At 63.3% G+C, this 10787-nt stretch carries 8 protein-coding genes and 1 pseudogene; 8 read left to right on the top strand and 1 reads right to left on the bottom strand.

What is annotated here, in order from left to right:
* The 7 genes and pseudogenes from RH90_RS24025 to RH90_RS18905 form a co-directional block, all read left to right on the top strand.
* A partial coding sequence (locus tag RH90_RS24025; protein ID WP_037493761.1) for a hypothetical protein occupies positions 1-188 on the top strand: 188 nt, incomplete at its 5' end.
* Positions 189-335: 147 nt separating this feature from the next.
* The gene (locus RH90_RS18930; protein WP_029625476.1) at positions 336-1880 is read left to right on the top strand and encodes a tryptophan halogenase family protein; all 1545 of its coding nucleotides are present in this window, start codon (positions 336-338) and stop codon (positions 1878-1880) included.
* Between the two features lie 8 nt (positions 1881-1888).
* Positions 1889-4150, top strand: coding sequence for a beta-glucosidase (locus RH90_RS18925; RefSeq protein WP_010188078.1), 2262 nt, complete (start codon positions 1889-1891; stop codon positions 4148-4150).
* 85 nt (positions 4151-4235) lie between these two features.
* Positions 4236-5654, top strand: a complete 1419-nt coding sequence (locus tag RH90_RS18920; protein ID WP_010188076.1) for a GH1 family beta-glucosidase — start codon at positions 4236-4238, stop codon at positions 5652-5654.
* A 49-nt stretch (positions 5655-5703) separates the two neighbouring features.
* The gene (locus tag RH90_RS18915; RefSeq protein WP_157134730.1) at positions 5704-6918 is read left to right on the top strand and encodes an MFS transporter; all 1215 of its coding nucleotides are present in this window, start codon (positions 5704-5706) and stop codon (positions 6916-6918) included.
* Positions 6915-7952: a LacI family DNA-binding transcriptional regulator gene (locus RH90_RS18910; protein ID WP_029625475.1), complete on the top strand. Its 1038-nt coding sequence runs from the start codon at positions 6915-6917 to the stop codon at positions 7950-7952. Before RH90_RS18915 ends, RH90_RS18910 begins: the two co-directional genes overlap by 4 nt.
* Before the next feature lie 232 nt (positions 7953-8184).
* A pseudogene (locus tag RH90_RS18905) lies at positions 8185-8497 on the top strand (integrase core domain-containing protein); the annotation flags it as partial.
* Positions 8498-8560: 63 nt separating this feature from the next.
* Here RH90_RS18905 and RH90_RS24795 read toward each other — a convergent pair.
* Positions 8561-8929, bottom strand: coding sequence for a helix-turn-helix domain-containing protein (locus tag RH90_RS24795; RefSeq protein WP_081477039.1), 369 nt, complete (start codon positions 8927-8929; stop codon positions 8561-8563).
* 602 nt (positions 8930-9531) lie between these two features.
* Here RH90_RS24795 and RH90_RS23605 point away from each other — a divergent pair.
* Positions 9532-10116, top strand: a complete 585-nt coding sequence (locus tag RH90_RS23605) for a DUF308 domain-containing protein (RefSeq protein WP_010188069.1) — start codon at positions 9532-9534, stop codon at positions 10114-10116.
* Positions 10117-10787: the final 671 nt, after the last annotated feature.

Below are 10787 nucleotides of genomic sequence, written 5' to 3'. Positions count from 1 at the left end.
GGCTGAACTATTCCGCGCCGGGTGGCCGTTACGAGATCGAAGCCTTTGCGCTGAACCTCACAGACCATCGCATTCGCACCAGCTCGGGCGTTTCCGGTACGCCCGGTACGAACGGTCTCGCGACGGTCTTCCTGTCCAATTACGAGCCACCGCGCACGTGGGGCGTGCGCGTGCGCGCGAAGTTTTAAAGGTTCCCCCCCCGGGAAGCTCCCCCCTGGAGCATGACTATGGCCACCGCCCTCCCCCCGGGTAGGACGGTGGCCGCTTTTTCAAGGCCGGGACGCGAGTGGGTCTTTGCAAAGGCTGAGGTCGAACCAGTTGGCGGACGGGATGCGATGACAAGACGGATCGTGATTGTTGGTGGCGGCACCGCAGGCTGGCTCAGCGCGGCCTATCTCGCCCGCGCCCTGCCGCGTCCACCGCACGCGGGAGGTTGGACGATCACGCTCGTCGAAAGCGCCGAGATCCCGACGATCGGAGTCGGGGAAGGCAGCTTCCCCACCTTGCGGACCACCATCGCGACGCTCGGGCGGAGCGAAGCCGACTTCATGCGCGCGAGCGACGCGACCTTCAAACAGGGCGTGCGCTTCGCCGGCTGGGCGGGCGGCGCGACGCCGGGCCATGCCGACGACGACTATTTCCATCCGTTCAACCTGCCGCTCGGCGGCGATGCGCCGGGATTGTTGCCCTTCTGGCTCGATTCCGCGCGCGATCCGGCACGCCCTGCTTTTGCCGACGCCGTCACCGCACAGGAACGCGTGATCCGCGCCGGCAAGGGCCCCAAGCGAGCGCAGGACGCGGACTTTGGCGGACCGATGAACTATGCCTACCACTTCGACGCGGCTAAGCTCGCCTTGTGGTTGCGCGACGTCGCCACTGCACACGGCGTCGAGCGGATCGAAGCGACAATCGCCGCGGTTGACCGCACAGCGAGCGGCGACATCGCCTCGCTGACCCCGCTCGTGGGCGAACCGATCGCCGGCGATTTCTTCCTCGATTGCTCGGGCTTTCGCGCGCTGCTGATCGGAGAGGCGCTCGAGGCGCCGTTCCACGATGTCGGCGACGTGCTGTTCAACGATCGCGCCATCGCGATGCAAGTGCCGACTCAAGCCGACGCGTCGATCGCGCCCTACACGCTGGCGACCGCGCACGATGCCGGCTGGATCTGGGACATCGGCCTTTCGACGCGGCGCGGCACGGGATGCGTCTATTCCAGCCGGCATATGTCCGACGAAGCCGCGGAAGCCGTGATCCGGACGTATAACGGCGTCGACCTCCCGACGCGGCTGCTGCGGTTCCGCACCGGGTATCGAACGCAGCAGTGGATCGGCAACACCGTCGCGATCGGTCTGTCGGCGGGGTTTTTCGAGCCGCTCGAATCGACCGGGATCATGCTCGTCGAGGTTGCCGCGCGAATGGTGGCTGATATGCTGACGGGGCCGCTCGACCAGGCCGCCCTCGCCGGCGCCGCGCGCAGCTTCAACCGCCAGATGACCGCGCGCTTCGCGGCGACCGTCGAGTTCCTCAAGCTGCACTATTGCGTCAGCCAGCGGCGCGACACGCCCTATTGGCGCGACAATGCCGATCCGGCGAGCTGGCCGGAAGGCCTGCGCGACAAGCTCGCGCAGTGGCGCCACCGCCTGCCCTCACGCTTCGACTTTGTGGTTGATTACGAGACATTTCTGCCGCCGAGCTGGGCGTTCATCCTTCACGGCCTCGGCTATGCGACCGACGCCGGGCGCGGCATTCTCGCAGCGCAGCCAGAACAGGCGCGCGACGCTATCGCGGCGTTCGGCAAGATCCGCCAAGCCGGCCTGCAGGCCGTCGCGAACTTGCCCGACCACCGGTCCCTCGTTCAGCATTATCATCGAAACCATTGAGAGGTCCTATGCGCGCGAACCCGATACCGACGAGTATCCTGCTGCTCGCAGGCGTCGCATCTATACTCTCCAGCCCGGCGCTGGCCGAGCCCGACGCGCCCGCGCCGTGGCGCGATCGCACGCTAAGCGCCGAGGCGCGCGCCGACGCGCTCGTGAAAGCGATGACCCAGGACGAAAAGATGCAGATCGTCCGCACCTGGTTTCCCCCGATGGCGCAGGGCAAGCCCGGCGCGCCGGACGATCTCATTCCGTCGGCAGGCGAGATGGTCGGGGTCCCACGGCTCGGCATCCCGACGCTGCGCGAAAGCGACGCCAGCCTCGGTGTCGCCAACCAGGTCGAGCAGCGCAAGGGCGATACGGCGACCGCCCTCCCCGCCAGCCTCGCCACCGCCGCCAGCTTCGATCCCGAAATCGCCTATGCCGGTGGCGCGATGATCGGCGCGGAGGCGCGCGCCAAGCGCTTCAACGTGCTGCTCGCCGGTGGCGTGAACCTAACACGCGACGCGTGGGACGGGCGTGATTTCGAATATCTCGGGGAGGATCCGTTGCTCGCCGGGCTCATGATCGGCGCACACATCCGCGGCGTGCAGAGCAACCACATCGTCTCGACGATCAAGCATTTCGCCTTCAACGCGCAAGAAACCGGCCGGATGATCGTCGACGCGCGGCTCGACTGGCCGGCGCTGCACGAAAGCGATCTGCTCGCGTTCAAGCTCGGCATCGAAGGCGGTCACCCCGGGTCGGTGATGTGCGCCTACAACAAGGTCAACGGCGACTGGGCCTGCGAGAACCACACGCTGCTCACCGACATCCTGCGCGGGCAATGGGGCTATAAGGGCTGGGTAATGTCGGATTGGGGCGCGGTCCATTCGACAGCCAAGACGGTGAACGCCGGGCTCGACCAGGATTCGGGCGCCGAGCTCGATAAGGACGACTTCTTCCGCGACCGGCTGACGGCGGCGGTGGCAAAGGGCGATGTCACCAAAGCCCGCTTCGATGCGATGGTGCGCAACGTGCTGACCGGGGTGATCGAGACCGGCCTGTACGACAATCCCGTTGCCGCCACCAACCAGGCGATCGACGTCGTCTCGCATGCCCAGGTCGCGCAAAAGGCGGCCGAAGAGGGCATCGTCCTGTTGCGCAATGCCGGCGGGATCCTGCCGCTGGCGGCGACCGCGAAACGCATCGTGATCGTCGGGGGGCATGCCGATGTCGGCGTGTTGTCGGGCGGCGGATCGTCGCAGGTCCGCTCGATCGGCGGTGTTCCGGTCGAAATTCCGTTGAAGAGCGGTCCGGCCGCGTCGTTCGCGCGCACCACCTGGCACAACAGCTCGCCTTTGCGCGCCGTGCAAGCGCTCAATCCCGGCGCGCAGGTGCGCTATATCGACGGAAGCGATCCCGTTGCGGCCGCCGCCGCGGCCAAAGCGGCGGATGTCGTGCTGGTGTTCGCCACCCAATGGCGGACCGAGGCCGAGGACATCACCACGCTCGTCTTGCCCGACAATCAGGATGCCTTGATCGAGGCGGTCGCCGCCGCCAATAGCCGCACTGTCGTCGTGCTCGAAAGCGGCGGTCCGGTGACTATGCCGTGGCTACAGAAGGTGCCGGCAGTGCTCGCCGCCTGGTATTCCGGGCAGCGCGGCGGCGAAGCGATCGCCAACATCGTGTTCGGCAAGGTGAACCCCTCGGGCCGTCTGCCGATCACCTTCCCGGCGGACGAGCGCCAGGCACCGCGCCCGCAGCCGGTCGGGCTGAGCGACGTCGCAAAGGACGACGCGGCCTCGAACGCAGGAAGCGCCGGTGGCGACGCGAAGGGCTTTGTCGCCGACTATCCCGAAGGCGCGGACGTCGGCTACCGCTGGTACGCCAAGCGCAATCAGCGCCCGCTCTTCCCGTTCGGTTTCGGCCTCTCCTACACCAAATTCACCTATGCCAACCTCGAGGTGTCAGGCGGCGCGGCGCTGAGCGTGAGCTTCGACGTCACCAATGCCGGCCAACGCGCGGGCGCCGATGTGCCGCAGCTCTATGTCACGCCGCCGACCGCGGGTTCGGTGGCGCGGCTGGCGGGCTTCCAGCGGATCGAGCTCAAGCCCGGCGAAACGCGGCATGTGACGCTCAGCGCCGAACGCCGGACGTTCGCCAAATGGGATGATGCCGCAAAGGGCTGGCGTCTGGCAGGCGGCAGCTATCGCGCATCGATCGGCCACGACGCCGCCGACCTTGGCGCAAGCGGATCGGCGAACCTGTCGGAGCAACGCTTCAAACCCTGATCCACCAAGGGATATGGGCTGGAATTTACCGGGCGCGCGCGCCATCCTGGAATCGTAAATGTCTCTGGCGAGACAAGGAGTTGGTATGAACCGTCGCGATATGATCCGGAACGGGCTGACGCTCGGCGCGGGTCTGGCAGCCGCGCCGCAGCGCCTCTTGGCGGCCCCGGTCGATTTGTCGTTTCCGGCCGACTTCGCCTGGGGCTGCGCGACCGCGTCGTATCAGATCGAAGGCGCGGTGACCGCGGATGGTCGCGGGGCGACCAACTGGGACGTCTTCTCGCACACGCCGGGGCGGGTCGCCAACAGCGATACCGGCGACGTGGCGTGCGACAGCTATCATCGCTACGCCGAGGACATCGCTTTGTTGAAGGCGCTCGGCGTCAAGAGCTACCGCATGTCGATCGCCTGGTCGCGGATCTTTCCCGAGGGCCGGGGCAAGCCCAATGCGAAGGGCATCGATTACTACAACCGCGTCATCGACGCGCTGCTCGCAGCGGGCATCCAGCCCTATGTCACGATGTTCCATTGGGATCTGCCGCAGGCGCTGCCGGGCGGATGGCAGAATCGCAATACCGCCCTCGCCTTCGCCGATTATGCCGGCTTCATGGCAGGCAAACTGTCCGATCGCGTTCACGACTTCATGACCGTCAACGAGCTGCGCTGCTTCACCGACATCGGCCATCAGGAGGGGCGGCACGCACCCGGCCTCAAACTCCCGCCAGCGCAGGTCAACCAAGTGCGCCACCACGGGGTCCTCGCCCATGGCCTCGCCGTCCAGTCGATCCGCGCCCACGCCAAAGCCGGCACCAAGGTCGGCATTGCAGACAACACGACGTTCTATGTCCCCGTGATCGAGACGCCCGAGCATATCGCCGCCGCCAAGAAGGCGACGCGCGAGAACAATGCGATGTTCCTCACTGCGATCATGGAGGGTCGCTACATCGACGAATATCTCGCCCAGGAAGGTGCCAACGCACCCAAGGTCCAGGCCGGCGACATGGCCGCGATCGGCAGCCCGCTCGATTTTGTTGCGCTCAATATCTACGCACCGGAGTGGGTCCGTGCCGATGCCGGCCCGAAGGGCTATGCCACGATCCCGCACATTGCCTCTTCACCGCGTATGGCGTCGCCATGGCTCGTGGTGGGGCCGGAGGTCGCCTATTGGGGCGTCCGCATGGTCAGCGAATTGTGGAAGCCCAAGGTTCTGTACATCTCCGAGAACGGCGCCTCGGCCGATGATCCGGTAAACGACGGCCGGATCGACGATGCCGACCGCGTCATGTACCTTCGCAATTATGTCGGCCAGTTCCATCGCGCGGTGGCGGACGGATATCCGCTAAAGGGCTATTTCCTGTGGAGCCTGATGGATAATTTCGAATGGGCCGACGGCTACACCAAGCGGTTTGGCATTCATTACGTCGATTTTGCTACCCAGAAGCGCACGCCGAAGCTGAGTGCCGCCTGGTACAAGGAAGTGATCCGCAGGAACGCGTTGGTGTGACGAACCGCGCCGGGCTTCGCGTCTCCCCTTCGCGATCGTGCAGGCGGCCTTGACGACACCCTTGGACTCCGAACCCGCTACGCTCGTCTCGCGACGTCTGTTCCTGCTTTCGATCGGCGTCTTCGCGATCGGCGGCTTCGTCACAGCGCTGGTGAGCCTGTTGGTGCCGCGGCTGACCGCACTGTACGGGATGGATTACTCGCACGCGGTGCTTGTGCAGCTGGCCTTCTACCTGAGCTATCTGCTGTTTGCGGTTCCGATTGGCCGCATCATCGTACGCCACGGCTATATGCGCTCAGCAACCGTTGGCCTGACGATCATGGCTGCGGCGACCGCATTGTTGCTCGTCGCCAATGCGTCGCACCGCTTTGCGCTGCTGTTAAGCGCTTTGCTGCTACTCTCCTGCGGCATCACCTTCCTACAGATCGCCAGCAACACCGTCGTGGCGGTGGTCGGCGCCGCCGACGGCGCTGCGTTCCGCTTGAACCTCCTGCAAGGCTGCAACTCCATCGGCACGATCGCGGCGCCGCTGTTTGGCGCCAGCTTCCTGACCGAAGGGCTCGGCGCGGAGGGCGGACCGCCTTTTCTTCTCGCGCTCGTCATCCTAACCGGTCTGGCGATCGTCTACGCGCGCAACCGCGGGCTCCTCGACACCGCACATGCCGCCGGAACCAGCGCCGGGCGGCTTTATCTGCGCTTAGCGCTCTCGGATCGCAGAGTGATCGGAGGCATGGCAGCGATCTTCGCCTATGTCGGTGCGGAGGTTACGATCGGCGCGTTGCTCGCCAATTATCTGATGCAGCCCGGGACGTTGCATGCGCGACCCGCCCTCGCCGCGCGCATGGTCAGTCTCTACTGGGGCGGCGCGATGCTGGGGCGCTTCGCGGGCGCTGTCGTGATGCGCCGGATCGCGCCGTCGAAGCCGCTGTTGGGTGCAGCGCTGCTCGCCGCGGTCCTGACCTCGATCGGTGCCGGATTGGGCGGCATGCTTGGATCGGTCGCGCTTATTGCCGTCGGGCTGTGCAACTCGATCATGTATCCGACGATCTACGTTCTCGCACTCCCTACCCAGCCCGAGCGGGCAACGCCGGCCGCGACGCTGCTGTGCATGGCGGTGGTCGGCGGTGCAGTGATTCCGACGCTGTGTGGCCAGATCGCCGATCGCGTCGGGCTTGGCCCCTCGCTCATTCTCCCCGCGCTGTGCTATATTGCCGTGGCGGCTTTTGCTCTGAGCTGCGCCAAAGGGGGTTCGCAAAGCGCGTGAGTGTCTTGACCATCAAGGATGTTGCCGCGCGCGCCGGCGTTTCGGCAAAGACCGTGTCGCGCGTCATCAACGGCGAGCCGCATGTCCGCCCCGATAAACGCGACCGCGTGCTTGAGGTCGTGCGCGAGCTCGACTATCGGCCCAACGCCTTCGCCCGCAGCCTTTCAAGCTCGCGTTCCTATCTGCTAGCACTGCTGATCGACGATCCTGCCTCGGGCTATGCCGCCGACGTACAACTCGGCGCGCTAATGCGCTGCCGCGAAAAGAATTATCATCTTATAGTCGAACGCGTCGAACGCACCGCCGATTGGCAATGCGAGCTCAGCAGTTCGCTGCGGGGGCTCAACCTCGACGGCGTCATTCTCACGCCGCCGCTGTGCGACGACGACGCCCTCACGACGCTGCTCGAAAAGGCGGCCATACCCTTCGTTCGCATCGCCCCGAGCGGGGCGGAAGCGGTTTCGGGATATGTCCGGATGGACGATGCTTCGGCAGCGTCCGAGATTACACGGCATCTGATCGGCCTCGGGCACAGCCGCATCGGCTTTATCAAGGGCGATCCGGCGCATGGCGCCACCGCGACCCGCTTGCAGGGCTTCGCATCGGAAATGGCGCGATCGGGCCTGACGATCGCCGCAGATCTAATCCGAGAAGGGGATTTTTCGTCGCGCAGCGGGTTTGTCGCAGCCGATGCACTGCTTTCGCTGGCGGAGCGCCCGACGGCGATCTTCGCGAGCAATGACGACATGGCACTGGGGACGCTGATGGCGGCCACCCGCCGTGGACTCGCCGTGCCACACACGCTGGCGATCGCCGGCTTCGACGACGCACCGAGTTCACGCGTTACATGGCCACAGCTTACCACCATCCATCAACCCAAAGCGGCGATGGCAGCCGAGGCAGTCGATATGCTTGCAGATCCTGCGTATCGTGACCGTAGCGCAGACTCGAGCTATCGCCGCGCGGTGGACTATCGCTTGGTGGTCCGCGGCAGCACCGGCGTAGGAGCTGACGGGGCGCCGCGCGGCATCTGAGCCGATCGGCCGCTTACCAAAACGTACGCGTGTTTCCGAGGCTTGCGGATACCACCTAGGACGGCGCTACGCCCGCGAAAATGGTGTTCGCGACGCGTCTCTTTGGGATCGGTAAATAGAACGAACCCAGGGATACGCTAAGCGCCCGGGTAGGCCTGCTCAAGAGGCACACCTGTTTGTAATTACCAGGAAGCGTACGATTCGAAAAATTGTGCCTGTCCGCTATATCACCCACATGTTCGACATGCGCTGCCGAGAGAACGGCATCGAACAGCGCCTCACCAAGATCAGGCATCCCTGGACCAACGGCCAGGTCGAACGGATGAACCACACGATCAAGGAGGCAACCGTCAAAGGCTATCACTACGACGGCCACCGGCAGCTCGAAACACACCTCCACGACTTTATCGACGCCTCAATTACGGCCGCCGTCCCAAAACGCTGAAGGGCCTCACCCCTTCGAATACCTCTGCAAAATCTGGACAATCGAGCCAGAGCGATTCACACTCGATCCGATCCATCAAATGCCGGAACTAAAGACCTAATACGCTGCCCCAGCGGCTCAACCGGCGTGCGATGAAATGCCGCGATCAGAATCGGCGCTACGGTCATGCTGGTTGCCGAATGTACCAGCAGTAGGAAATCGTCCGTCTCGGCCTCGTCGGCAGATCCGCCCAGCGGCGACGTGGAGGTGGCTGGCCAATCGCTCGCCGAGGCTCGCCAGCGGCAGTGGAACACATCCTCGACACCGAAGCACTTTCCGCCGAGGTCGCGAACAGGCCTGCCTTGGATCCGAACAGGCGGATGACGATAGTAGCGTCCGTGCCTGCCGACTCGGCGATTTCGCGGACGCCTAAGGCGTCATATCCCGCTCGCGTAAAGGCGAGAAAACCGCCGACAGGATGCGAACCTTCATGTCGCCGAGGACGTACGGTGCGATGTTGCGGCTTGTTAGCGACACTGGAACCGCCGCCAATGGGGCGGTGCGCGTCTTTGTTCTCGTGTCGCTGGCAAAATATTGGTAACTCAAGTTTTGGTTAGCGCGCGCGACACACCGCGACGGTTATATAGACGCCGTCCCACGCCTCAAAGGCAAGGACCACCCTAGCCGATGAATCTGCCGATATGTTCAGCCACTAGGTGCGCCAACCGCGTCCGCAGTTGTCTCGCGCCCAATCGCTGTGATGACGTCCAAGCGGCATCGGGATTGTCCGCCCTTTAAGCGAAAGCCCAGTATAAGCGGCGACTAAACGAGAGGCACTGCCCATTGTTTCTCGCTCGCCGCTCCGTACCTCTGCCGGCGCGGGACTGGTCATCGATGCCCTATACTTCCAGCTAACTATCCGATTGAAGCCGCGAGGCTTTCCGCACTCGTCGTGGGCGGGAAGAATTCTGTCGCGAGAGAGGACCAAGCTGCCGAGTGGACGCGGTTCGACATCCGGCAGGAACCCCATGGTCGGTTTCGCACCAGTGTGGGGCCACACCCCCCGCGACATGCTCGCAAGGACTAACGGACGCTAACGAGCTCACCCTTTACATAGGGCATGTTCGTTAAACCTAATGACAAGGATAAAAAATTATGACCGACCCGGCTCTTCTAGAGAAGCAGATCGCGCGCAATCTTCGCAGTCTGTATTTCACACGCGCGTTTGTGCAATTCGTCTGGGCAGGTTTAATTCTCCTCTTTGTTCCATTAAGGCCCGATTTAGCAATTTTTCTACTGGTATTTTACCCGCTTTTCGATGCCGCTTGTTCATTATATGACATGAACCGCAATTCGCAGGCTGCCAATGGCGCAAAACCAACTCAGTATATCAATGCTGCAATCGGCGGCGTAACTGCCTTTGCGCTGACCATTCTCCCGGGCGAGTCTCCCCTCCCTGCCATTTTCGTCTTTGGTGCATGGGCGCTCGCCGCCGGTGCGCTGCAAATCGCTGTCGGAATCGCTCGGCGCAAATATCTGGGTGGACAGTGGGCAATGGTGTTGAGCGGTCTCCAATCCGCGCTGGCTGGAACTGTATTGATCATTCACAGTTTCTCCAATAAGGCTCAAGTCAAGGATCTTGGCGTATACGCCATTGGAGGCGCTGTATATTTCATGATCGCCGGTCTGTTGCTGCTCCGCAGACGACGTAAGGCGAATATCCATGCAGTTGTCAAATAGGAATAACACAAACGTTTACATAATGTCTAAGTTATTCGCCATGATCCTGGGCTTCAAACTTGGAAAGCGGTTCAACTTGTAGAGCATACCGTTTGTTTGTAGGGTCACAGGAGTGTTGCTTTTCCGGAAGTTCTCTGGTCGCTTGACCCCCAAACGCGCGCGAAAGGATACTTAGGTGGCACGGAGGACCATCGGAGCAGCGGCGCTGTGTCAACGGTGGCAAGCAGTATTCGGCCTTTGGTAGGGTGTCGGCTTTTACAGCGGTCGGGGAATTTTATCGGGGAGAGCTTCGCCACTGTTCGCCGCTTATTCTGGTCGAGCGCCGCCGACGTCGCGAGGCTGGGCCGGCGTTTGCGTCGAGCAAACGTTCGCGCTCGAAGCGTTCGACGGGCCGCGCCAAAAGTCGCGAGGGCGAGGACACGAACTACGCGAAACAACGGCCGAATACGCGTTGTTCTGTGTGAGTGCAGATTCCAATTGTCCATTTCTCATGGGAGGGTGCCGATCAACGCCGAATAGGCCCCTCTCCATTTCGTCAAGATAACATGCCTATCCAAAATCGGCGGGCCCGGTCTGAGTAACTAGGTGTTTGATCCCGCAGTGTGGTGGTACGATTGACCGACACGCATGGCGGGAGGAGTTATGGGCGAGGTTCTACACGGCAGCGCCAC

The sequence above is a fragment of the Sphingomonas sp. PAMC 26605 genome (assembly GCF_000241485.1).
Lineage (GTDB): Bacteria > Pseudomonadota > Alphaproteobacteria > Sphingomonadales > Sphingomonadaceae > Sphingomonas.
Note: the sequence above shows the minus strand (reverse complement) of the source record. Positions and strands in the feature narration are given on the sequence as shown.